Raw genomic sequence first — 25,030 nt, forward strand, 5'->3', positions numbered from 1 at the left:
GTCTAATCCTAAAAAGCCCCGACCAATTGGCCGAGGCATCATAACGTGCTTGATCGTCGCTGTTAAGCGCTAAGCGGAGTGTTTCTTTTTAATCACTTCGTGGTAAGCGTGCCATGTGGCGTAACCTAAGATTGGCATGGTGAATAGCATGCCTATACCGTAAGTGGCGAAGCCAATTAAAATACCGCCACAAATCAGCGCAGCCCAAACGATCATGGCTGGGATGTTGGATCGGACGGCGTTAAAGCTAGTGAATACAGCGGTCATCACATCGACTCGTCTTTCCATCATTAGTGGGATAGAAAAAGCAGAGATACTGAAAACTACGCAAGCTAATACGAAACCAACGCCAGAACCAATGACTAAAAAGGGTAGAAAATCGGTTAATGGCGCGCCTTGCACGGATGGATAGAGGGCATGAAGCAGCGCGGCGATTCGCATCCAGAAAATCATACAGACGGCTAACAGAACAGCAAAGGCCCATTGAGACGTCGAGTTGCGACCGATTGCTTTCATGGAGTGTAACAAGCTCGCTGAGTGACCTTTCTCTCTTTCCCAACTGGCATCATAAAGCCCCAGCGCGAGGAATGGCCCAATCAACATGTAGACCACCAATGCAGGCATCACAACTAGGTGCGTGCCTTGCCATTGAATCAATAATACGATGCCAATGGCAGCTGCCATAAAGCAGACGCCGTAAAAAGCGCTGATCAGCGGCATGCGAATGAAGTCGTGCAAGGCGAGCGATAGCCAATGAAAAGGGGCGGATACGCTGAGTTGATTGCATTCAATGGTGCGTGCGTATTCGGATTGTTTCGTGTCCTTCTCTTTGCTGTGCAAATCGGACGGGTGAACGGTGCGAGGCATAACTCCTCCTTGATTTATCTCACTTTACTTCGCTTTATACGAAGAACGTTGATGTCTGGCTTACTGTGTCTGGCTTACTGTATTGAGTGAAGGTAAAGACATCTCCGGCGTGAGCCCGCATCATGCGTTATACGTCTAATGACATTTAACATTATTTTAACTATTGGCGGAGTCGGAGCAATTTACAAATAATTGTTGTATTTTTGTTCAGGCAGGCAGTAAAAAAGAGGGATAAAAAAAGCCCCCGCTAAATAGCGAGGGCTTGATAGAGTGTCTAACGCGAGATTACTTGATGTTTGCGAAATCGCGTAGGATGTCTGCTTTATCAGTCGCTTCCCATGGGAACTCTTCACGACCAAAGTGACCGTATGCCGCTGTCTTTTTGTAGATAGGCTGAAGTAGGTTCAGCATTTCTTGTAGACCGTATGGGCGTAGGTCGAAGTTTTGACGTACTGCTTCGATGATTACTTCGTGAGGTACTTTCTCAGTACCGAACGTTTCAACCATGATAGATGTTGGATCTGCAACACCGATAGCGTAAGAAAGTTGGATTTCACAACGGTCAGCCATGCCAGCGGCTACGATGTTTTTCGCTACGTAACGTGCTGCGTATGCTGCTGAGCGGTCTACTTTCGATGGATCTTTACCAGAGAATGCACCACCACCGTGACGAGCCGCGCCGCCGTAAGTATCTACAATGATCTTACGACCAGTTAGGCCACAGTCACCCATTGGGCCACCAATTACGAAACGGCCAGTTGGGTTAATGAAGAAGTTCGTCTCTTTGCTGATCCACTCTGATGGTAGAACTGGCTTAATGATCTCTTCCATTACTGCTTCACGTAGGTCAGGAGTAGAGATTGAATCACAGTGCTGAGTTGAAAGAACAACTGCATCGATACCAACGATCTTACCTTGGTCGTATTGGAACGTTACCTGAGATTTTGCATCTGGACGTAGCCAAGGTAGTGTGCCGTTTTTACGTACTTCTGCTTGCTTCTGTACAAGAAGGTGAGAGTAAGTAATTGGAGCTGGCATTAGGATGTCAGTTTCGTTAGTTGCGTAACCAAACATGATGCCTTGGTCGCCTGCGCCTTGCTCTTTAGGATCTGCTTTATCAACACCTTGGTTGATGTCTGGAGACTGCTTACCGATAGTGTTAAGTACCGCACAAGAATCAGCATCGAAGCCCATATCAGAGTGAACGTAACCAATTTCACGTACGGTTTGACGAGTTAGCTCTTCAATATCAACCCATGCTGAAGTGGTGATTTCACCACCAACCATAACCATGCCGGTTTTTACGTAAGTTTCACAAGCAACACGTGCTTTAGGATCTTGTTCAATGATGGCATCAAGAACTGCATCAGAGATTTGGTCAGCGATTTTATCTGGATGGCCTTCTGAAACAGACTCAGAAGTGAACAGGTGCTTAGCCATGTGAGCTCCACTTTATAATTAAGTTATGACGAAAAGGCACATGACCATTTCGTCTCAATACCGTTAATGTTTGTAGGTGTTTCTACATCTAGACGTCTATTTTAAATTTGATGGTTCAAATTACAAGCTATTTTTTCTCGGACTGACTGCCAAACGTTTGCGCCATTTGCGGTGCAAATTTATTAACTTGGAAGATCTTGACGATAAAAACGGAATATTTGTGCAGAATTTGTCTGGAAAACGTTTGCAGTGAAATAGGTGCTTTGAGAGAATACCGCCTCAAATTTCCTACAATCATTTCGCTTTATTGCACTTAGGAGCAGACATGTCTTCTCGTAAACACCTTGCCAATGCAATCCGCGCTTTAAGCATGGATGGCGTACAACAAGCTAACTCTGGTCACCCTGGCGCACCTATGGGTATGGCTGATATCGCTGAAGTCCTTTGGCGTTCACACCTAAACCATAACCCAGCAAACCCAGAGTGGGCAGACCGCGACCGTTTCGTTCTTTCTAACGGCCACGGCTCAATGTTGATTTACTCGCTACTGCATCTAAGCGGTTACGAACTATCAATTGATGATCTGAAAAACTTCCGTCAGCTGCATTCTAAAACTCCGGGTCACCCTGAGTACGGTTATGCTCCAGGCGTTGAAACGACAACAGGTCCTCTTGGCCAAGGTATCACTAACGCAGTAGGTATGGCGCTAGCAGAGAAGGCACTAGCAGCTCAGTTCAATAAAGAAGGCCACGATATCGTTGACCACTTCACTTATGTCTTCATGGGTGACGGTTGTCTAATGGAAGGCATCTCGCACGAAGCATGTTCTCTAGCGGGCACGCTTGGTCTAGGTAAACTGATTGCATTCTGGGATGACAACGGCATCTCTATCGATGGTCATGTTGAAGGCTGGTTCTCTGACGATACACCTAAGCGTTTTGAAGCTTACGGTTGGCACGTAATCCCAGCAGTAGATGGCCATGATGCGCACGCAATCAATGCAGCAATTGAAGCGGCGAAAGCAGATCCTCGCCCTACGCTAATCTGTACTAAAACCATCATCGGTTTTGGTTCGCCAAACAAATCAGGTTCTCACGACTGTCACGGTGCTCCACTAGGCGCTGAAGAAATTGCAGCTGCACGCGAGTTCCTAGGTTGGGAACACCCAGCATTTGAAATCCCTGCAGATGTATATTCAGAGTGGGATGCAAAAGCAGCAGGCGCTGACAAAGAAGCGGCTTGGAATGCTAAATTTGACGCTTACGCAGCGGCTTACCCTGCAGAAGCTGCTGAGCTTAAGCGTCGTCTAAACGGTGAACTACCAGCTGAGTGGGAAGAGAAAGCAACGCAAATCATTGCTGACCTTCAAGCTAATCCAGCTGATATTGCATCACGTAAAGCATCGCAAAACGCACTAGAAGCGTTTGGCGCAATGCTACCAGAATTCATGGGCGGTTCTGCTGACCTTGCGCCTTCTAACCTGACTATGTGGTCTGGTTCTAAGTCGCTAGAAGCAAGTGACTTCTCTGGTAACTACATCCACTACGGTGTACGCGAATTCGGCATGACAGCAATCATGAACGGTATCGCACTACACGGTGGTTTCGTTCCTTACGGCGCAACATTCCTAATGTTCATGGAATACGCTCGTAACGCAATGCGTATGGCTGCTCTGATGAAAGTTCAGAACATCCAAGTTTACACGCACGATTCAATCGGCCTTGGCGAAGATGGCCCGACTCACCAACCAGTAGAGCAGATCGCTTCTCTACGTATGACGCCTAACATGAGTACATGGCGTCCATGTGACCAAGTTGAGTCAGCCGTTGCGTGGAAACTGGCTATCGAACGTAAAGATGCGCCAACAGCATTGATCTTCTCTCGTCAAAATCTTGCGCAGCAAGCGCGTGATGCAGAGCAAGTAGCGAACATCGCTAAGGGTGGTTACATCCTGAAAGATTGCGCTGGTAAGCCAGAGCTAATCCTAATCGCGACAGGTTCTGAAGTTGAGCTAGCAGTAGAAGCCGCAGCAGAGCTAACAGCACAAGGTAAAGCTGTACGCGTAGTTTCAATGCCATCAACCGATGCATTTGATAAGCAAGACGCCGCTTACCGTGAAGAGGTTCTACCATCAGATGTAACGGCACGTATCGCGATTGAAGCGGGTATTGCTGACTTCTGGTACAAGTATGTAGGCTTCGACGGCCGCATTATCGGTATGACGACATTCGGTGAGTCTGCACCTGCAGGTGAGCTATTCAAGATGTTTGGCTTCACGAAAGAAAACGTATTAAACACAGCGCAAGAGCTTCTGGCTTAATCGTTTAGTGTAGAAAAACAAAAACCGAGCTTAGGCTCGGTTTTTTTATGTTTGTACTATGCGTTACTCGAATTCGTTACCTTTATTATCAAGCTCTTTCGTGCCGCAAACCTTACAGGTTACGTAGCGATCCATATCGTAATAGTGACCACCATTGATAAAGGTGTGAGCAAGTAATTGGATTCTGCCTAATAGAGAGGTATCTGTATCGTAGCTGCTCGGCTTTCTTACCAATATCTCTTTATGAGGAGTTTCCATATTACATTTAGTACAAAAGTGAGTCGCTGGATATGATTTCATAACCTGTTCCTTTGGTTGAAAAACTAGGTGTTCAAATAGCCGCAGGAAACCTCACCGAGATCAGCTTAGCATTAACTCATTATTCACTTGTATGTTTTATAAAATGATTTTGCGGGATAGCTCACTATCTTGATGCGTTTTGATTAACAATCGGGTAATATTTGTGCCACGAAAATCTTCTAAGGCGATGGAATCATGCTGAAAGTTGCGATCAACGGTTTTGGACGAATCGGTCGTAATGTCTTAAGAGCAATTTATGAAAGCGGCAAACATCAGCAAATAAAGGTGGTTGCGGTTAATGAGTTGGCTCAACCTGAAGCAATGGCACATCTACTTCAGTACGATACAAGCCATGGTCGCTTTGCGAAAAAAATCTCTCACGATCAAGAGCACCTCTATGTGCACCATGACGTTTGCCAACCTGATAGTGGTGATAGAGATTCAATCCGCATTCTTCATTTGACTGAAATCGAGTTATTGCCTTGGCGTGATTTAGAAGTCGACATCGTATTGGATTGTACCGGTGTGTATGGTTGCCGAGCTGATGGGCTTGCTCATATTGAAGCAGGGGCGAAGAAAGTTCTGTTTTCTCACCCAGGTGCTAACGATCTCGATAACACCATCATCTATGGCGTTAATCACGATACGCTCAAATCAGAGCACAACATTGTTTCCAATGGTTCCTGCACCACCAACTGTATCGTACCGATCATTAAGGTGTTGGATGACGCGTTTGGTATTGATTCAGGGACGATTACGACGATTCACTCGTCAATGAATGATCAGCAAGTGATTGATGCCTATCATTCCGATTTACGTCGTACTCGCGCGGCAAGCCAATCCATCATTCCAGTCGATACCAAACTGCATAAGGGTATTGAAAGAATATTCCCGAAATTTTCCAACAAGTTTGAAGCTATTTCAGTGCGCGTGCCGACAGTAAACGTCACTGCGATGGATTTAAGTGTCACAATTAGTACAAATGTGAAAGTTAATGACGTAAATCAAACCATTGTTAACGCATCTCAGTGTACATTACGCAATATTGTTGACTATACTGAAGCGCCGCTTGTTTCGGTGGACTTCAATCACGATCCGCACAGCGCCATTGTCGATGGAACGCAGACTCGCGTAAGCAATGGTCACTTAGTGAAAATGCTAGTGTGGTGTGATAACGAATGGGGCTTTGCCAACCGCATGCTAGACACAGCGTTAGCGATGCAAACCGCAAAATAAAAGGCCCAAAAGGAATATGGAAATAAAATTATTTTTCCCCTTGAAATAAGTTTGAAGGGTCTCCATATCCAAAAACAGTTTGAAGAATTAACAGGCTTGGCAGGGTTGCCGAGTTTTCAAAAACTTTATCTATTTATTATTTGAGAGGACAAATCATGTCTGTAATCAAGATGACTGACCTGGATCTAGCAGGTAAACGTGTATTCATCCGTGCTGACCTAAATGTACCAGTAAAAGAAGGCAAAGTGACTTCTGATGCACGTATCCTAGCTTCACTACCAACTATCAAGCACTGTCTAGAAGCAGGCGCTAAAGTAATGGTAACTTCTCACCTAGGTCGTCCTACTGAAGGTGAATACGCTGAAGAGTTCTCTCTACTACCTGTAGTTAACTACCTAAACGACGCACTAGATTGTGAAGTTAAACTAGCGAAAGACTACCTAAACGGCCTAGAGCTAAACGCTGGTGAACTGACTGTTCTTGAGAACGTTCGTTTCAACAAAGGCGAGAAGAAGAACGAAGAAGAGCTATCTAAAGCTTACGCGGCACTATGTGACGTATTCGTAATGGACGCGTTCGGTACTGCTCACCGTGCACAAGCTTCTACTCACGGCGTTGGTATGCACGCTCCTGTAGCATGTGCTGGTCCTCTACTAGCTAACGAGCTTGAAGCTCTAGCTAAAGCAATGGACAAGCCAGCTCGCCCAATGGTTGCTATCGTAGGTGGTTCAAAAGTTTCTACTAAGCTAACTGTTCTTGAGTCTCTATCTAAAGTGGCTGACCAACTTGTTGTTGGTGGTGGTATCGCGAACACATTCATCGCAGCTGCTGGCCACAACGTTGGTAAATCTCTATACGAAGCTGACCTAGTAGACACTGCTAAGAAGCTAATGGAAGAGTGTGCTATTCCAGTTGCAACTGACGTAGCATGTGCAAAAGCATTCGACGAGAACGCAGAAGCTGAAATCAAGCACGTTTCTGAAGTTCAAGACGACGACATGATCTTCGACCTAGGTCCAGATTCAACTGCTGAGCTAGCTGAAATCCTGAAAAACGCTAAGACTATCCTATGGAACGGTCCTGTAGGCGTATTCGAATTCAAGAACTTCGAAGCGGGTACTAAAGGCATCTCTGAAGCAATCGCAGCTTCTGAAGGTTTCTCTGTAGCGGGCGGTGGTGACACTCTAGCAGCTATCGACAAGTTCGGTATCAAAGCGGACGTTTCTTACATCTCAACAGGCGGCGGTGCTTTCCTTGAGTTTGTAGAAGGCAAAGTTCTTCCAGCAGTAGAAATGCTAGAAGCACGCGCAAAATAATTAAATAAAGCGGGGGTTATCTCCCGCTTTCTTGTTTGCTGCATGTCATATTATTCTCTGATAGAATAGCGCGCATTGTGAGCAAACGTTTGCAAAATTTTAAACTTAATTGTTTTTGTTAATAAAACGACAGATAAATAGGATTACATCCCATGTCTAAGATCTTCGATTTCGTAAAACCAGGTGTTATCTCTGGCGATGATGTTCAGAAAGTTTTTGAAGTAGCAAAAGAAAACAAATTTGCTCTTCCTGCAGTTAACTGTGTTGGTACTGACTCAGTAAACGCAGTACTAGAAGCAGCGGCTAAAGTTAAAGCTCCAGTTATCGTTCAGTTCTCTAACGGTGGCGCAGGCTTCTTCGCTGGTAAAGGTGTTAAACTTGAAGGTCAAGGTGCTCAAATCCTTGGTGCTGTAGCTGGTGCAAAATACGTACACGCTGTAGCTGAAGCTTACGGTATTCCTGTAATTCTTCACACTGACCACGCTGCTAAGAAACTTCTTCCATGGATCGACGGTCTTCTAGACGCGGGTGAAGAGTTCTTCGCTCAAACTGGTAAGCCTCTATTCTCTTCTCACATGATCGACCTTTCTGAAGAGTCTCTAGAAGAGAACATCGAAATTTCTGCTAAGTACCTAGAGCGCATGGCTAAAATGAACATGACTCTAGAAATCGAACTAGGTTGTACTGGTGGTGAAGAAGATGGCGTAGATAACTCTCACATGGACGCATCTGAGCTTTACACTTCTCCAGAAGACGTTGCTTACGCATACGAGAAACTAAACGCTGTTTCACACCGTTTCACTATCGCAGCATCTTTCGGTAACGTACACGGTGTTTACAAGCCAGGTAACGTTGTTCTAACTCCAACTATCCTACGTGATTCTCAAGCATACTGTGCAGAGAAGTTCGGTATCGCACCTAACGCTCTAAACTTCGTATTCCACGGTGGTTCTGGTTCAACTGAAGCTGAAATCCAAGAGTCTATCGGTTACGGCGTTATCAAGATGAACATCGATACTGATACACAGTGGGCAACTTGGGACGGTATCCGCGCGTACGAAGCTGAAAACCGCGATTACCTACAAGGTCAAATCGGTAACCCAACTGGCGAAGATGCGCCAAACAAGAAGTACTACGATCCACGCGTATGGCTACGTGCGGCTCAAACTTCAATGGTTACTCGTCTTGAGCAAGCGTTCAAAGACCTTAACGCAATCGACGTACTATAATTCTGAATTAGAATTTATCGTTTTGAAAACCCGCTCTTTGAGCGGGTTTTTTTTGCTCTTTTTCTGAGTAGTTATAAGACAGAAGCAATTTTTGCTAAAAAAATGTGGCGAAATGTAAAGGGCATGCGTAACCTTTAACAGGTCGATATCCTCAGCCCCCTAAATCACTGTTTTTGATTATCTTTGCACAAAGTTGACTTTGCATAATCTAGAAATTGGGATATCGTCGCGCAAAATTGACGCCCTCACTAAGAAAGTCAATATGGATTTTGTCGTTATAAAAAGCAGCACGGCTTATTAAGTCGTTTATTTTAAGAGGAAATTTTTATGTCAGGTGAATCAGTAGAGATTCAAACTCCATTAGTGGATGGCTTAGCCAAAGCAGAAAGTTGGTTGGCAAACAACTCAGACTTGCTTGTGCAATACGGTGTAAACATTATCTCAGCAGTTCTGATTCTGTTTATTGGTAACATCATCACTAAGATGGTTGCTAACAGCGTAGCGAAAGTATTAGAGAAGAAGAAGCTAGATAAAGCGGTTGTAGAGTTCGTACACGGCCTAGTACGTTACATGCTATTTGTTATCGTATTGATTGCTGCTCTAAGCCGTATCGGTGTTCAAACCGCTTCTGTAGTAGCCGTAATTGGTGCTGCGGGCTTAGCGGTTGGTCTGGCTCTGCAAGGTTCTCTATCTAACTTTGCTGCTGGCGTATTGATTGTGGCATTCCGTCCATTTAAATCAGGTGATTACGTAGAAGTTGGCGGTGTGGCAGGTAGCGTTGAAGCGATTCAAATCTTCCAAACGGTACTGAAAACCCCAGACAACAAAATGGTTGTTGTGCCGAACTCTGGTGTGATTGGTGGTCCAATCACAAACTACTCTCGTCATGAAACCCGCCGTGTTGATTTGACTATTGGTGTTTCTTACAGCGCCGATCTAAAACTAACGAAGAACGTGATTCGTGAAGTACTAGAGAAAGATGAGCGTATCCTTAAGAACCCAGACATTCAAATTGGTGTCGTGGCTCTAGCGGACTCTTCAGTGAACTTTGTGGTTCGCCCATGGTGTAAGACTGCGGATTACTGGGATGTATACTTCGATTCAACTCAAGCGATCAAAGAAGCGCTAGATGAAGCAGGTATCGAGATCCCATTCCCACAAATGGATGTTCACCTAAACAAGGTTGAAGGCTAATTACTGATTAAAGTGATTGAGTGGATTTAAAAAGCGAGGCACTAGCCTCGCTTTTTTATAGCTCATGAATGGCGTTGGGCAGCTTGGCTAATACCGTTTTAAGGTCCGCCCCTTTAATCGCAAATGTGATGTCTGGTCGTGCAGGAGTGTAGAGGATCTCATCTTCTTGGTGCAGCTTACTATCAACAACGATAGTAATATCTGCGGGTAGGGTGAAGGGGCATACCGCACCGGCAACACAGCCAGTGATCTCAGACATCTCTTGGTCGTTACAAATCGATGGCCTTTTTCCCAGAATCTCTTTTAACGCCTTGCTATCAAGACGGGTATCTTTTTCAGTGAGAAAAAGAGCATGCCCTCCGCCTTTTAACTTTAAGAATAAACTCTTAGTATGAGTGGCCGTCCAGCCCAGCCGTTTAGCCACTAGCACATCCGTTTCAAAGTCCAAAATTGGTTCATGTTGCCATTGGCCATAATCAACACTGAGTTGCTGAAGTAACTCGATGTTTGCTTGATATAAATGCTCTAGTTTGTCCATGTTGATTACCAATATTGATGAATAAGCTCTTTACTGAGTAGCCCTGCAATGGTGAACATCATTAGTGCTACCGCAATGTCGATGCCTTGCTTTACTTTGGGTTTAGACAAGGTTGGGCCAAGTTTTGCTGCGCCGATTGATAGCGAATAGAACCATACAAAAGAAGCCATAATAGTCCCGATAGCGAATGATAACCGCTCATGGCCTTCGAATTGTCCGCCGATTGAGCCCAGTATAACCACAGTATCCAAATACAAATGTGGGTTAAGTACCGTAACCGCTAATGCACCTAAGATCACAGTGCGTTTCCCGCGAGCCGTGACTTCTCGCTGCGTTTCATCATAATGTTTATATTGAAATGCACTTTTGAGTGATAGGGCGCCATAGACAGAAAGAAAAGCGATACCACCAAGGGTGACAGAAGTCAGTAGCCATTCACTTTGAGACAGCAGGGCACCGCCGCCAAAGATCCCTAACGAGATAAAGAGGGTATCTAACAAACTACAAATCGTTGCAGTAGTAAGATGGTGATTGCGCTTAATTCCTTGATTAAGTACATATGCGTTTTGTGCTCCGATCGGAATGATCATGGTAGCCCCTAAGCCAAACCCTTGTAACAACACCCAAAAGCTCACTGTTTCTCTCTCCAAAGTGACTGAATCTCTACTATGGGCGACAAGATAACGCTCAGTTCTAAATAAGTATATTTAATGATTTTAATCTAGTATAAGTATCACTAATGGTGGTTGCTTAGAGTGGAGTCGGGTAGTGCGAGGCTTAGATTATAAATGGATAGAAGCATTAGATTGTATTGTTCAACAGGGCAGTTTTGAGCGCGCAGCAGATGAACTATGTATCTCTCAGTCTGCGGTATCGCAAAGGCTAAAACAGCTAGAAAAGTTTCTCGCCCAACCGGCCTTAGTAAGGGAACATCCGCCTAGACCAACACCTGTGGGAAAAAAATTACTCGGTCTATATCGGCGTGTACGTATCCTCGAAAGTGAGCTTGTCCCTGAGCTTACTAATGATGCGAGTAGTAAGCCATTGAGCGTCTCTTTAGCAACAAACGCAGATAGCTTAGCGACATGGTTGCTGCCAAGCTTAACGCAATTGATGAGAGAAACCAGAGTAGAGATAAACCTAACGGTTGATGATGAAGTCAGAACCTTGGAAAGGCTTAGAAGAGGGGAAGTTGCAGGGGCGATTAGCTTAGAGGATCAGCCTATTGCGGGTTGCGATGCGGACTATTTAGGCCGAGTGGATTACTTGTGTGTCGCCAGCCCAGATTTTTGCCGACGTTACTTTCCTGGTGGCGTAAATAGAGACTCTTTGCAGCATGCGCCGGCGGTGGCTTTCGATCAGCATGATGACATGCATGAGCGTTTTGTTCATCAGCACTTTAATTTACCGAAAGGCAGCATTATTAAGCATACGGTGCGAAGTTCTGAGGCGTTTGTGAAGTTGGCATTAAGTGGCGTTGCTTACTGCCTGATCCCAAGGCTGCAAATTGAACAAGAATTGGAAGAGGGATCTCTGGTTAATATCACGCCTGATTTCTTTTTGTCTCAGCGTATTTATTGGCACCATTGGCAGTTAGAAAGTGGATTGTTAAAGTCGATTTCTGAAGCAATTGTTGATCATGCTCGCTCCATTTTACCGAGTTAACTTGGTTAAAATTGTGTCAGTTTTATCGTGGTTAATTGGTGGTCAAAGGTAATTAACTTATGATGTAAAGGTCAACTACATTCATAAGGTTTACAGTATGAAAAAGGTATCTGCACTATTACTGGCACTTTCTGCTGGTATGAGTTTTGGCGCAGTAGCCAATACTATGGATTTTCCCCACCTTTCGACATCAGGTTACGGTGAAGTAATCGCAACGCCTGACATGGCTGAGTTCTCGGTGAAAGTGGTCGAAAGTACCATGACCGCTGAACAAGCTAAGCAAGGAGTAGATAAAGTTGTCGGTGATTTCTTGCAGTTGCTTAAAGACAACGGCGTTTCAGCAGAACAAATCTCTAGCACTAATTTATATATTGCCCCTCAGTATCATTATCCGAAGAAAGGCAAACCAGAGTTGGTTGGTTACCGCGCGACGCGCACAGTAACCGTAACGGTCGTTGAGTTAGAGAAGCTCAATCCGTTGTTGGATGTGGCTTTAAGCTCTGGTATCAATCAAGTGGATAACATCACTTTGAAAGTGAAAGATGAAGCTAAGTTTCATGAGCAAGCGCGTTTAGCGGCGATCAAAGATGCTGAGCAAAAAGCAAAATCATTGGCAGAAGGTTTCGGCAAAGATATTTCTGGTGTTTGGCAGATCAATTACAATTCCCACAATACTCAACCGGTGTTAATGCGCGCAATGAGTATGGATATGAAAGCCGAATCAAATGGTTATCAAGATTCTACATTAGTGATTCGAGATCGAGTTGACGTCATTTATCGATTGGAAGATTAACTGATTATGTTTGGTCGCTTCGGCGACCAAAATTTCCGATGGAAGTTGGTTTTTCTTAAATTCGTCTGCCAATCAGACGAATATTTTTCATACTTTTGAGTATATAATACCCACCACGCAAATCCCTGCTGTGGCCTCATGCAACGAAAATACACTTTTTTTTCTTTAGTCGGTACTACGCTGACACTGTTTTTTTTGGCTTCTCTGTACTACGTCCAAGAGTACTACGAGGTGAAGTCCGAGATCGTGCGACAAACTGGCAAAGATGCCATCCATCAGCTGATCTATAGTGAACGTGAATATGAAAGTTTACGTAGTCAGTTTATCTCCGTGACGGAACTACTTTCACATAGTCGCAGTTTGTTTGACTATGCCAACAATCCAAATGCATCAAATAAAGTTGTAGTTGAAGAAATGTGGCGCTCTGTGCTTAAAAATCAGCATTGGTATAGTCAGCTTCGTTTTTTGGACACGAGTGGTGTTGAAAAGATCCGCCTCAATCATTCGCAATTAGACTCTATTTCGACCGTTGCCACGGTTTTACAAGATAAATCCCAACGAGATTACTTTGCTTACGCTCAGACACTTGAAAATGAGCAGATAGGCTCGTGGGGTATTGATCTTGAGATGGAAAATGGGGCTCACGTTCAGCCATATACTCCTGCACTGAGAGTGATGACTCCAGTGAGCTCTCAAGGGGAAAGGCTTGGCTATTTACTGCTCAATGTTGATGTTTGGTATTTGGCCTCCCGCCTGAATTACTCACCAGACCAGGATTTTCGTCCGACTTTGATTAACCCTGACGGGTTTTATTTAGCCAATGAAGACTCTAATTATCTTTTTGGTCATATCCTACCTGAGCGCCAAGAATACAACATTGCCAATCATTATCCTGTTGCATGGCAAGAGATGACAACCAGTGATACTGAGTCTGGCTATGTCGTCGAGAAGGGCGGTATTGTCGCTTATAAAAAAATGCACTTTATGCCAAACACTTCGCTTTATTTGACCGTGATTCTTGATCAAAAAAGATTGGTCGAGCGTTCTTCAGAGCAGTTACGAGCGTTGAGACAAGAAGCCTCACTCGTATTCATTTTAGTGCTTGCTTTCGCAGTGCCTGCAACTTGGGCGCTATTGTATTACCGTAATCGCAGTAACGAGAGTCAATTAGCTCGTGCTGCGTTAAACGGGATGTCTGCTGTGCTCATTTCCGATCGTTATCACCGCGCGATTATGATTAATGATGAGTTTACTCGTCTGACGGGTTATAGCGCTGAGCAATTAAAGATGAAAAACGTCATCAAGCTTTTAATGGACGACGATCACATTGAAACCATGTTAGAGATCTTTGAAACGGTCACTAATGATGAATTGTGGGAAGGCGAGGTCACCTTAGCCACAATCAGAAACGATAGAGCACAAGTGATCGCTTTGATGAGAACGCAGCGAGTGTTATCCAAAGTAGGGCGCGTCAGTTATTACATTACCTCATTGGTTGATATCAGTGAGCGCAAAGAGCTTGAGAATCGACTCCGAATTTTGAGTGAAAAAGATGAACTGACTCAGCTTTGGAATCGCCGTAAGTTTGAGATTGAACTAAGACAATCGGCTCGAGTTCTAGAGCGCTACCCTGAAGCTCTGCCGTCATGCTTAGCACTGCTTGATATCGACTACTTTAAGCGAGTGAATGATGATCTTGGCCATGATGAAGGGGATAGAGTGATCAGCCAAATCAGTGCCATCATGGTAGATTCATTGCGCGATACTGATTTTATCGCTCGAATTGGTGGTGAAGAATTTGCTGTGATCATGCCGCAAACGTCAGTCGCTGAAGCGGAAATTGCCTTGAATCGTTTACGAATTATCGTCGAAATGTCTGAAGATGTGCCAGTAACGATCAGTATTGGTTTGACGGATTTAACCGGCGACAATACACGTTGTTATAAGTGTGCAGACATTGCTTTGTATGAGTCCAAAGCTCATGGCCGAAATCGAGTATCCATATGTTATAGCAGTGATGATATTGCATAAAAAAATCGAGCCTAGGCTCGATTTTTTATGGGTTCATTACGTTGTTAAGCGCTGGTTTCTTCAATAACACGTTGAATCTGTTCCATTGAACGGTTTAGATGGTTATCAAATTTGTCTGCCGCTTGCTCGCTGTCTTTCGCGAGAACAAGCTTCATGATCGCTTCGTACTCATCGATATCAAATGCACTGACATCCAAACCGTTGATGATTGCGTAGTAGCGGTAGCGTTTAATTTGGTTGATTAAGTCGCTGAAGAAGCTAAACATGTGCTTAGAATTCGCACCTTCCAGTAGTGATACGTGGAATTGTTGCTGACGCTCTTCCCACTCTGTCCAATCGTATTCACCATCAATCACTTTCATTCTTGATAGCTTGTGGAAAGATGTTAGAACATCGAGTTCCCAGCTCTCGTCTCCAGAGTTGATCGCTTTTTTCAGTAGAACATTCGCAACGACACGTAAACTTTCATATAAGTCAGCTAATTCTTCAATACATACAGGCGCTACCCAGCAGCCTTTCTGTGGTTCTAGAGCAACGTATTTGCTCCAAGAAAGTTGGACAAGAGCTTCACGAATAGGGGACGCACCGACATTGTATTTATCCTTAAGATCTGCGACGACCAGTTTTTGACCCGGTAGAAGTTCACCAGTCAGAATGTCCTTACGAATCATTTGTGCGACTTTATCTGTCAACGTTGGGCTAGACACTGCTGCTTCCTCATTTTGTGGTTTGAATTGGTTATAACCATTCAAACTTTAACGGTACGTAATACTATCTGGTGGATAATACAGCGTACTGAATAGTGAGGCAAGTGCAGATATATAAAAAAAGAGGGCCGAAGCCCTCTTTTTTATATATTCGATTTTTAATTTCGAATCTTATAGAACGTGTACAGACGCAGTGTTCGTTGTACCTGAAGCAACTAGTGCACCAGAAACCATTACTACGATGTCACCTTTCTTACCAAAGTTAGCGTTTAGAGCGTACTCTTTACCCATTTGGTAGAAAGCATCAGTGCTGTCGATTGAATCAACAAGAACAGGGCGAACACCTTTAGTTAGAACTAGCTGTGCAGCAGTTTTCTTGTTAGTTGTTAGAGCAATGATGTTTGCAGTTGGGAAGTACTTACGTACTGAACGTGCAGATTTACCACCGTCTGTTGCAACGATGATTAGTGGAGCAGCTAGCTTCTCAGCTGTGTCTACTGCACCTTTACATACTGCTTCAGTGATGCGTAGGCGTGGGCTGTCTAGACGAGAACCTAGTTCAGCTTTAAGCGCGCCGTCTGTACGGTTAGCGATTTGAGCCATGATAGTTACAGCTTCAACTGGGTACTTACCTTTCGCAGTTTCACCAGAAAGCATTACAGCATCAGTACCGTCCATGATTGCGTTCGCAACGTCACCCGCTTCTGCACGAGTTGGACGTGGGTTGTTGATCATAGAATCAAGCATTTGAGTAGCTGTGATAACCATCTTACGAGCACGGTTACATTTCTCGATCATCATCTTCTGAGCGAAGATTACTTCTTCAGCTGGGATTTCAACACCTAGGTCACCACGAGCAACCATGATGCCGTCAGAAAGCTCTAGGATTTCGTCGAAGTTATCAACACCTTCTTGGTTCTCGATCTTAGAGATGATGTGAATGTCGCTACCGCCGTTCGCGTCTAGGATTTCACGGATTTCTTTAACGTCAGATGCTTTACGGATGAAAGAAGCAGCAACGAAGTCAACGCCTTGCTCACAACCGAATTTAAGGTCGTTCTTATCTTTTTCAGATAGAGCTGGAAGTTGAACAGAAACGCCAGGAAGGTTAACACCTTTGTTTTCGCCTAGTGCACCGTTGTTAAGAACTTTACACTTAACTTCAGTAGCAGTTGTAGAGATAACTTCCATCTCGATTAGACCGTCGTCTACTAGGATAGTGTTACCAGCTTCTAGGTCTTGAGCGAAACCAGCGTAAGTTACCGCTACAGTTTCTTTGTTACCCACTACTGAAGTGTCAGTAGTGAATGTGAATTCTTGACCAGCTACTAGATCAACGTCGTCGCCGTTTTCTAGTTTGATAGTACGGATTTCAGGACCTTTAGTATCAAGAAGGATAGCAAGTTGCTTGCCTACAGTGTCCATTACTTGACGGAAGTTCGCGATACGAGTGCCGTGCTCTTCGTAGTCACCGTGAGAGAAGTTAAGACGCATAACGTTCATGCCTGCGTTTACTAGTTCAGTTAGCTTCTCTACAGATTCAGTTTTAGGGCCAATCGTACATACGATTTTGGTCTTTTTCATGGAAGATACTCTCCGGTAAATATAGTTACAATTTGAAACTCGGTTTGTGTTCAGAAGCCGTGGCGAGTTGTTTCGCCATCACTCCTGTCTCTGAAGCTTTTACTGATGATTATGCATTTTGTGCCTGCAATCTATCAGTGTAGTCACGCCTAGCGTTCTGCTCCAGTTCTGAAAGTCTGTTGTCAAATTTAGTCATTTTATGACCATTTTGACGTCCTTCTCGTCGGTGTTTCTGTGACAAATGCCACTTTAGACGCTCAAGGTTGCAAAAAAATAACGGTCTTTTCTGTAATTTATTTTCTTTTCGGCTGCGAATTCTACCACTGAATGAGTTCAATATCACTGCTTAAGAATTGTCTTAGGACAAGGTTTTATCGCTAATTATTAATTTTTTGGATCGAAATAAATGGACTTAAAAGTTTCGACTTGACTATAATAGCTTTCACATCGAAACTTAAAGCTGAAAATTAAATGTCGAAACGAAACACTCAACTACGAAGACACGCAATATCAAACCTTGTAAACCAACAAGGTGAAGTCAGTGTTGAAGAACTCTCGCAACAGTTTGAGACTTCTGAAGTAACGATTAGAAAGGATCTCGCTTCGCTGGAGAAAAATGGTCAATTATTACGCCGATATGGCGGAGCAATTGCTCTACCTTCTGAGGTAACCAGTGAAGAAATTAACGGAGAAGTTTCGATTCGTAAGGTTGAGTTGGCAGAAGCCGCTGCCAAGTTGATCAGAGACCACAACCGAATTGTGGTTGATAGTGGCAGCACCACTGCCGCGCTGATTCAGCAGTTAAATACCAAGCGTGGTTTAGTCGTAATGACCAACTCGTTGAATGTCGCGAATGCGCTTAATGAGTTAGAAAACGAACCACATTTGCTCATGACGGGCGGTACATGGGATGCCCATTCAGAGTCATTCCAAGGTCAAGTTGCTGAGACGGTATTACGCTCTTACGACTTTGACCAATTGTTTATTGGTGCTGACGGCGTTGATTTAGAACGTGGTACCACGACGTTTAATGAATTAGTTGGTTTGAGCAAAGTGATGGCTGAAGTATCCCGCGAAGTGATAGTGATGGTCGAATCAGAAAAAATCGCTCGAAAAATCCCTAATCTAGAATTGAGCTGGGATGCCATCGACATCTTAGTCACCAACAAAGATTTATCACCAGAATACCGACAACAAATCGAATCGAACGGTATCAAGGTGGTGTTAGCTTAACCTTCCTTTTATGGGCCTTTGCTTGCTGCCCACTGGAATGACAATTTGGAGAGAATTATGTGTGGAATCGTTGGTGCAGTAGCACAGCGTGACGTCGCTGAAATTTTGGTAGAAGGGCTACGACGCCTTGAGTATCGTGGTTACGATTCGGCGGGGATTGCCGTCGTAGATAGTCAATCTAATCTGACTCGAGTTCGTCGTCTTGGCAAAGTCCAAGAGTTGGCTGATGCTGTTGATGCTGCTCAAGTAGAGGGTGGTACAGGTATCGCTCATACGCGCTGGGCAACTCATGGCGAGCCTTCAGAAGCGAATGCTCACCCACACATCTCTGGCGACATTACCGTGGTACATAACGGTATAATTGAAAACCATAAGGAGCTACGTGAAACGCTGCGCGAGCGTGGCTATGTCTTTGAATCAGAGACTGACACCGAAGTGATTGCTCACTTAGTCGCTTGGGAACTGCGTTCATCTTCTACTCTTTTAGAAGCACTGCAAAAAACAGCCAAGCAACTTGAAGGTGCCTATGGCACAGTTGTTATGGATCGTAATGATCCTTCACGTGTTGTTGTTGCTCGTTCTGGTAGCCCGATTGTGATTGGTTTTGGTGTCGGTGAAAACTTCCTAGCCTCAGACCAACTTGCACTGCTGAATGTGACTCGCCGCTTCATGTACCTTGAAGAGGGTGATGTGGCTGAAATTACTCGCCGTGAAGTGACGGTCTATGATGTGACAGGTGAGCGTGTTGAGCGCGAAATCGCTGAGTCAAACGCAGAACATGACGCAGGTGACAAGGGCAACTATCGTCATTTCATGCAAAAAGAAGTCTATGAACAACCAACGGCTTTGATCAACACAATGGAAGGCCGTATCACTGCGGACTCTGTCGTGACAGAAGCAATCGGTGTTAACGCAGCAGAGATTTTAACTAACGTTGAGCACGTACAGATTGTCGCATGTGGTACGTCTTATAACGCGGGTATGGTCGCACGCTATTGGTTTGAAGATATTGCTGGTGTGAGTTGTGATGTCGAAATCGCTTCTGAATTCCGCTACCGCAAGTTTGTGACTCGCCCTAACAGCTTATTGATTACGCTTTCTCAATCGGGTGAAACAGCCGATACGTTGGCAGCACTGCGATTGGCAAAAGAGAAAGGTTACATGGCAGCTATGACTATCTGTAACGTCGCGGGTTCTTCTTTAGTTCGTGAATCTGACTTTGCATTTATGACTCGTGCCGGTGTAGAAATTGGTGTGGCTTCAACGAAAGCGTTTACTACACAGCTGTCTGCATTGTTGATGCTTGTGACTGCTTTAGGTAAACAGCAAAACCGCATTAGCCAAGAGAAAGAAAAACAGATTGTCGAAGCACTGCATGCGTTACCAAATCAGATTAATCAAGCGTTGGCATTTGAGAAAGAGATTGAAGCATTAGCCGAAGACTTTGCTGATAAGCACCACACATTGTTCTTGGGGCGTGGTGAGTTCTATCCAATTGCGATGGAAGCGTCATTGAAGTTAAAAGAAATCTCTTACATTCACGCTGAAGCGTATGCGGCAGGAGAGTTGAAGCATGGTCCATTAGCCTTGATTGACGCAGATATGCCAGTCGTAGTGGTCGCCCCAAGCAATGACTTGCTAGAAAAGCTGAAATCAAACATTGAAGAAGTACGTGCCCGTGGTGGTCTACTGTATGTATTTGCCGATGCGGATGCAGACTTTGAAGCGGATGAGACGATGAAGATCATCACCATGCCGCATGTGAGTGAAGTGACTGCGCCAATCTACTACACAGTGCCAATGCAGCTCCTCTCTTATTACGTTGCCCTTATCAAAGGGACTGACGTAGACCAACCCCGCAACCTAGCCAAAGCGGTGACGGTTGAGTAATCGAAGTGATAAATGAGAAAACCGAGGCCATTGCCTCGGTTTTTTGTTGTTTACTTGGAGTACAACAATGCTCTTTTAAACCGCATTTATTGCTTAGGCATCAGTAAGTAGGTTTTTTGATTTTGTCCTAACAAAGATGCAGCCAGTTGGTTAACATGGCTGAGTTCTACATCCTCAATATAGGCTTTCGCCTCTAAGGTATTTTTGTACGGCTGCTCACCAAAGCTATCTTGGCTAAGAGATGCAGACCAATAGTCACTGTAAACCTCTTGTTGTTCTTGATTCACTAGCCACGCTTTTTTCGCTTGGTTTAACTCTTGCTGTGTAACTCCGTTCGTACGAACATGCTGCACAACTGCATTGGCGAGTTTTACTAAACCTTCAGCCCGCTGCGGAGCGGTTGTAAAGTTCAACCTTGCTAAATAGTAAGGGGCAGGATCGCGCGCAAGCATTTGAGACATATTAATCACGTAAACACCGGATGCTTTTACGCGCACGGTTTCACGCAGCCTCATGTTGGTAATTTGCTCTAATAGCTGCAATGCACTTTGATCTTCGAGAGACCAGTCGTGGCTATTACTGTACTGAATTTGCACCATGGCTTTGTTGCTTGATCCAATATCAAAACGTTTAGTTTCTTGTTTCGCTATTGGACGAACGCCACGATCCACCGCTTTCAGTTGAGGTTGTTCGTTAGGTTCAATACCCCCCAACCACTTCTCAATACTTGGCAGCAGTGTTTTGCTATCACTATTGGTCACAATGGTGGTTATCATTTGTGATGGGTCGCTATATAGGCGCTCTCGCCACTGAGTGAGTTGCTCAACGGTGAACTGCTGCCATGGGCCGTTTTTGTCTGCAATTAAACGTTCGCTGTGCTCAAAAGCTGATTGGCTGATTTGATCCATGAAAATACGTTCCGCAGGCACCTTGGTTAGCCCTTGCAAAGTGGCTTTCTTCATTTTAGCTAATTTGTCTTGGCAGGCATTCGCTTGGGTTAGTTTGAAATACAATAAGCGTAATGCTTGATCAAACAGATCGGTTTCCGCTGATGCCGTGAATCCATGGTGGAGTAGTTCACTGTATGGAGAGGCAAACACTTGATGCTGCTTACTCCATTGATTCACTTGATGGGCTGTGAGATCGCCATAGCCACACTGTTGAGCAAGTTTACCAGCCCAATCCACAACACCTAATTCGTTATCCGGTTCGAGCGAGCGACCACCTTTTAGTCTTAGGTTTATTTGAGTACCGCCTTTTAATCCTTCTTGGCTCATCACTACGACTTTCATGCCGTTAGAAAGTTGATACTCGTTAATCTCTTGATCGTTAGATGAATCAATTGAAGCACTAGAAATGATGTTCCCTTTCGCCGCAGGTTCAATATCAATTGAGATTTTGGGTTCAGTCAGCGTGAATGCTGGTGGCGCTGACTGACGAATCTCTTGCCACTTCGTGATGAACTGATCGATGTCGACAGATTTAGCATCACTATCTGGGCCCACTAAGGCCAGTTTTGGTGAAGCGATGTTAAGTCTTGCCGCAACCGCTTGTTGTATATCTTGCGCAGTCAGTGAAGCTAAGAAGGCCTCGGTCAGAGCCAGTTGCTGCGGCTTATCCATCATAGGTAGATCATAGCTGTCTGCTTGTACTAATTGGTCTGCTAGATATTGATTGCCGTAGCGAGCATGATATTTAGCTTGTTGTTCAACTTTGCTGTGCATTTGCTCTTTAGCCGTCACCAACTCCTCAGCGCTGATAGGTTGCTTAGCTAATCGCTGTAGCTCAGTCGATACTTGTTCAAAAGCCGCTTGGTATTGATCATTAAATGGATGAGCGACGATCAAATATTGCAGTCGAGTTTTGCTTAATAGATGGCTTTGATTAATTGCTTGCGCTGACTTTAATTTCCCGTTGGCGACCAGAATCGCTAAGCGTTGGTTTAGTACTGATAACCAAAGCGTATCAAGGGTTTCTTGCCATTGTCCTTCAACCGTGTTCAGTGGTACGTCTATATCCCTTTGCAGGAGTAACTGCATGAAACGACGGCTATTTTCTGGGTCAAATACGGTTGCCGTTTTTAGCTCTGAGTGTGAGGTGAACTCTTGCCATTGCAGCGGATCCGCAGGCGTATCTCCTTTAGCCTTATTCGCAAATAGAGTTTCAATTGAACGACGAACTTCGAAGTTGTCGAACATGCCAGATACAACTAAAGTCATTCGTTGCGGCTGGTACCATTTTTTGTAGTAAGCAACGGCTTCTTCAACAGGTGCATTGCGAATTACGTCTATCGTACCGATGGCGTTACGCTCAGCCAGTCGACTGCCTTCATAACGTAGTGATTCCAATTGTTCGTTAATACGAGCACCAACACCTTGCCTCAAGCGCCACTCTTCAACGATGACTTCACGCTCGCGGTTGAAATCTTCTGGGTTGAAGCTAATCTCACTGGCCCAATCAGACAAAATGTTCAATCCAAGGTGGGTGGTTTTTGGGTTTGAATGGGGCAGAGATAATTTGTAGGTCGTACTGTTGTAGCTTGTTACTGCATTCACATGCGAACCTAGGTTAATCCCTTGTGCTTCTAGCGTTTTAAAGCTTTGGCTATTTGGGAAGTTGGTCGTGCCTTTGAATGCCATATGCTCAACAAAGTGGGCGAGGCCACGCTGCTGGTCGGTTTCTTGAAGAGAGCCAGAGTGCACCAATAGACGCATTTCTACGCCTGGAATTTTCCTCGGTTGCAGGATGACTTGCATGCCATTGTCTAACCAATATTGGAAGATGTCTTGTCGCACTGGTAGTGGCTGATATTGGGTTGTTTGTAAAGCGTTAGTAGTGGGGGCTGATGTGGTTTGGCAGCCAACTAAGCCGATAGTTGCTGCGATAGCAATAGTGATTAAAGTCGGTTTTAGAATCTTCATAATTAGGCTTCCATAGAACTTGGCGTTAGGGCATGACTGGGCTTATCAAGGTCGATCAATTGATCTGCAAGCGGCCAAAGTTCACTTTGGTGGCTTACCATCACGATGGCTGTGTTAGGTAATGTTTGGCGCAGTGTCTGCACTAAAGAAATTGAGGCATCTTTATCAAGTGATGAGGTAGTCTCATCAAGCATTACTAAGCTCGGGTGATTTAAGATCACTCGTGCGATCATCAGGCGTTGCTGTTCACCACCTGAAAGGCGAGTTGACCATGGTTCGCTAACATCAAGCTGGGAACGTAATTGGCCTAAGCCGACTTGTTCAAGTACGTTTAGGCACTGTTCATCACTGAACTTGTCTGCTGATTGTGGGTAGCAAAGAAGTGATTTTAGGCTTGTTGTAGTCAGGTACAGTTTCTGCGGAATCCATAAATGGTCGATACGCTGATATTCGCCTTGGTAGTGAGGCCAAAAGCCACTAAGTGTTCTTAATAATGTCGATTTACCTAACCCAGAGCGTCCTTTAATCATCGTAAATTCGCCTTGGCTTACCTGAAAATTACCCAGAGTAAACAGTGGTTCTAGATTACGCTTTAGCAAACTTAAGTTGGCGTTTATCGCCAGATTTTCCGTTGGCTTTTGAGGAGCGTTAGAAGGAGAAATTTGCTCAAGCTTATCGATAAAGGTTGTCAAACGTTCGACAGTAGCACTGAGCTTGGCCAGATCACGGTATGAGTAAATAAACCAACTTAGCGATCCCGCGACTTGCCTGAAGGCCATTCTGATTTGCATTAAACCGCCAAGTTGAATCGCTCCGGACAGGAACTGAGGCAAGGCAAAGAAGATCGGCGCAATTCCTGAAATTTGTGAATAACCAACGGTGAAGAAACCTAGGTTTCTCTCTTTGACCATTAGCTTGTACCAGTTGTGAGCAACATGGGTGAAGCTGTTGCTTAACTCTGCTCGTTCTACGGATTCGCCTTTTTGACCAGCGATCATTTCACTGTGTTCACGTCGTTCAATCAATGCGGAGCGGAAATCAGCTTCGCGTTTTTGTTGATTAAAGTTGAGTCGCTGTAGTGGCTTACCGATCCAGTGTGTAATTGCCGTACCAAGAATGGTGTAGCCAATACAAGTCCAAACCATGTAGCCCGGAATATGCCATTCTTCCCCGCCAATATTGAACGTCATTTCACCAGACAAGTTCCATAGAATGGCAATGAATGAGCCAAGAGTCAGAACGGAACGTAAGAATGACAGCAATAGGTCCAAAGAGAGATCGATCAGTAGATAGATATCTTCGGCAATACGCTGATCTGGGTTGTCTGGCTCTTGTTGAGCAAGCTTTAGGTGGTAGTGGTGCTGTTGATCCGATAGCCAGCGACTTGCAAGTTGCTCGGTCATCCATGTGCGCCAGTCAATTAATAACTTTTTCTGTAAAAAGCTGCTGTATACCGAAACGAGGATCATGGCACTGATCAATATGGCAAATTGCCCCAGTAGAGCGTAAATCTTGCTGCCGTCTAATTGCTGTAAGGCATTATAGAAATCACCATTCCATTGGTTGAACTGTACGCTTAACCAAACTGAGCCGAAAGTCATACTGATAATGACGATAAGTAATCCGAGTGAGGACAAGCGTTGCTTTGAAAGCCAAAATGGCTTTACGAGTCGCCAGTATTGGGAGAGTTGCTTCATAGTTATTATTGCTTCAGTGTTGTTTGAACGTAGTGAGTTATGCCAACACCACGATCAGGAAAGGGCAGG

At 44.6% G+C, this 25,030-nt stretch carries 19 protein-coding genes; 10 read left to right on the forward strand and 9 right to left on the reverse strand.

Annotation, left to right across the window (positions count from 1 at the left end):
• Positions 1–69 precede the first annotated feature (69 nt).
• On the reverse strand, positions 70–867 hold the full coding sequence (locus OH461_RS16170) for a DUF2189 domain-containing protein (RefSeq protein ID WP_270021607.1): 798 nt from the start codon (positions 865–867) through the stop codon (positions 70–72).
• Between the two features lie 285 nt (positions 868–1,152).
• Positions 1,153–2,307, reverse strand: a complete 1,155-nt coding sequence (metK, locus tag OH461_RS16175; protein WP_270021608.1) for a methionine adenosyltransferase — start codon at positions 2,305–2,307, stop codon at positions 1,153–1,155.
• 325 nt (positions 2,308–2,632) lie between these two features.
• On the opposite strand from metK, the gene tkt reads away from it, so the two are divergent.
• Positions 2,633–4,627: a transketolase gene (tkt, locus tag OH461_RS16180; protein ID WP_270021609.1), complete on the forward strand. Its 1,995-nt coding sequence runs from the start codon at positions 2,633–2,635 to the stop codon at positions 4,625–4,627.
• A 63-nt stretch (positions 4,628–4,690) separates the two neighbouring features.
• On the opposite strand, the gene OH461_RS16185 is transcribed toward tkt, so the two are convergent.
• A complete protein-coding gene (locus tag OH461_RS16185; protein ID WP_270021610.1) occupies positions 4,691–4,927 on the reverse strand; it encodes a hypothetical protein in 237 nt (78 codons plus the stop codon).
• A 195-nt stretch (positions 4,928–5,122) separates the two neighbouring features.
• Here OH461_RS16185 and epd point away from each other — a divergent pair, with 195 nt between their 5' ends.
• The 4 genes from epd to mscS all read left to right on the forward strand — a co-directional run bounded on the left by epd (position 5,123) and on the right by mscS (position 9,902).
• Complete coding sequence (gene epd / locus OH461_RS16190) at positions 5,123–6,163, forward strand: erythrose-4-phosphate dehydrogenase (protein ID WP_270021611.1); 1,041 nt, start codon at positions 5,123–5,125, stop codon at positions 6,161–6,163.
• A 155-nt stretch (positions 6,164–6,318) separates the two neighbouring features.
• Positions 6,319–7,479: a phosphoglycerate kinase gene (locus tag OH461_RS16195; RefSeq protein ID WP_270021612.1), complete on the forward strand. Its 1,161-nt coding sequence runs from the start codon at positions 6,319–6,321 to the stop codon at positions 7,477–7,479.
• A gap of 152 nt (positions 7,480–7,631) precedes the next feature.
• Complete coding sequence (fbaA, locus tag OH461_RS16200; protein WP_270021613.1) at positions 7,632–8,708, forward strand: class II fructose-bisphosphate aldolase; 1,077 nt, start codon at positions 7,632–7,634, stop codon at positions 8,706–8,708.
• Positions 8,709–9,035: 327 nt separating this feature from the next.
• The gene (gene mscS, locus OH461_RS16205; RefSeq protein WP_270021614.1) at positions 9,036–9,902 is read left to right on the forward strand and encodes a small-conductance mechanosensitive channel MscS; all 867 of its coding nucleotides are present in this window, start codon (positions 9,036–9,038) and stop codon (positions 9,900–9,902) included.
• Positions 9,903–9,957: 55 nt separating this feature from the next.
• Here mscS and OH461_RS16210 read toward each other — a convergent pair whose 3' ends face one another.
• Complete coding sequence (locus tag OH461_RS16210) at positions 9,958–10,440, reverse strand: YbaK/EbsC family protein (RefSeq protein ID WP_270021615.1); 483 nt, start codon at positions 10,438–10,440, stop codon at positions 9,958–9,960.
• Positions 10,441–10,445: 5 nt separating this feature from the next.
• Complete coding sequence (locus OH461_RS16215; RefSeq protein WP_270021616.1) at positions 10,446–11,075, reverse strand: LysE/ArgO family amino acid transporter; 630 nt, start codon at positions 11,073–11,075, stop codon at positions 10,446–10,448.
• 133 nt (positions 11,076–11,208) lie between these two features.
• Between OH461_RS16215 and OH461_RS16220 the strand changes: the two genes are divergently transcribed.
• The 3 genes from OH461_RS16220 (at position 11,209) to OH461_RS16230 (ending at position 14,929) form a co-directional block, all read left to right on the forward strand.
• Entirely contained in the window at positions 11,209–12,105 is an 897-nt protein-coding gene (locus OH461_RS16220) for a LysR family transcriptional regulator ArgP (RefSeq protein ID WP_270021617.1), read from the forward strand.
• A 97-nt stretch (positions 12,106–12,202) separates the two neighbouring features.
• On the forward strand, positions 12,203–12,898 hold the full coding sequence (locus OH461_RS16225) for an oxidative stress defense protein (RefSeq protein WP_270021618.1): 696 nt from the start codon (positions 12,203–12,205) through the stop codon (positions 12,896–12,898).
• A 138-nt stretch (positions 12,899–13,036) separates the two neighbouring features.
• On the forward strand, positions 13,037–14,929 hold the full coding sequence (locus OH461_RS16230; protein WP_270021619.1) for a sensor domain-containing diguanylate cyclase: 1,893 nt from the start codon (positions 13,037–13,039) through the stop codon (positions 14,927–14,929).
• A gap of 44 nt (positions 14,930–14,973) precedes the next feature.
• Here OH461_RS16230 and OH461_RS16235 read toward each other — a convergent pair whose 3' ends face one another.
• Both OH461_RS16235 and pykF read right to left on the reverse strand, forming a co-directional pair.
• On the reverse strand, positions 14,974–15,636 hold the full coding sequence (locus OH461_RS16235; protein WP_270021620.1) for a GntR family transcriptional regulator: 663 nt from the start codon (positions 15,634–15,636) through the stop codon (positions 14,974–14,976).
• A 171-nt stretch (positions 15,637–15,807) separates the two neighbouring features.
• Complete coding sequence (gene pykF, locus OH461_RS16240; RefSeq protein ID WP_270021621.1) at positions 15,808–17,220, reverse strand: pyruvate kinase PykF; 1,413 nt, start codon at positions 17,218–17,220, stop codon at positions 15,808–15,810.
• Positions 17,221–17,691: 471 nt separating this feature from the next.
• On the opposite strand from pykF, the gene OH461_RS16245 reads away from it, so the two are divergent.
• Complete coding sequence (locus OH461_RS16245; protein WP_270021622.1) at positions 17,692–18,453, forward strand: DeoR/GlpR family DNA-binding transcription regulator; 762 nt, start codon at positions 17,692–17,694, stop codon at positions 18,451–18,453.
• A gap of 57 nt (positions 18,454–18,510) precedes the next feature.
• Positions 18,511–20,343 carry a glutamine--fructose-6-phosphate transaminase (isomerizing) gene (glmS, locus tag OH461_RS16250; RefSeq protein ID WP_270021623.1) on the forward strand — a complete coding sequence of 611 codons (1,833 nt, stop codon included), beginning with the start codon at positions 18,511–18,513 and terminating at the stop codon, positions 20,341–20,343.
• A gap of 86 nt (positions 20,344–20,429) precedes the next feature.
• Here the strand turns inward: glmS and OH461_RS16255 are convergent, their stop codons facing one another.
• Positions 20,430–23,264 (reverse strand): M16 family metallopeptidase, encoded by a 2,835-nt coding sequence (locus tag OH461_RS16255; RefSeq protein WP_270021624.1) that lies wholly within the window; start codon positions 23,262–23,264, stop codon positions 20,430–20,432.
• A gap of 2 nt (positions 23,265–23,266) precedes the next feature.
• Entirely contained in the window at positions 23,267–24,961 is a 1,695-nt protein-coding gene (locus OH461_RS16260; RefSeq protein ID WP_270021625.1) for an ABC transporter ATP-binding protein/permease, read from the reverse strand.
• Positions 24,962–25,030 lie beyond the last annotated feature (69 nt).

The sequence above is a fragment of the Vibrio sp. LaRot3 genome, from assembly GCF_027587025.1.
Lineage (GTDB): Bacteria > Pseudomonadota > Gammaproteobacteria > Enterobacterales > Vibrionaceae > Vibrio.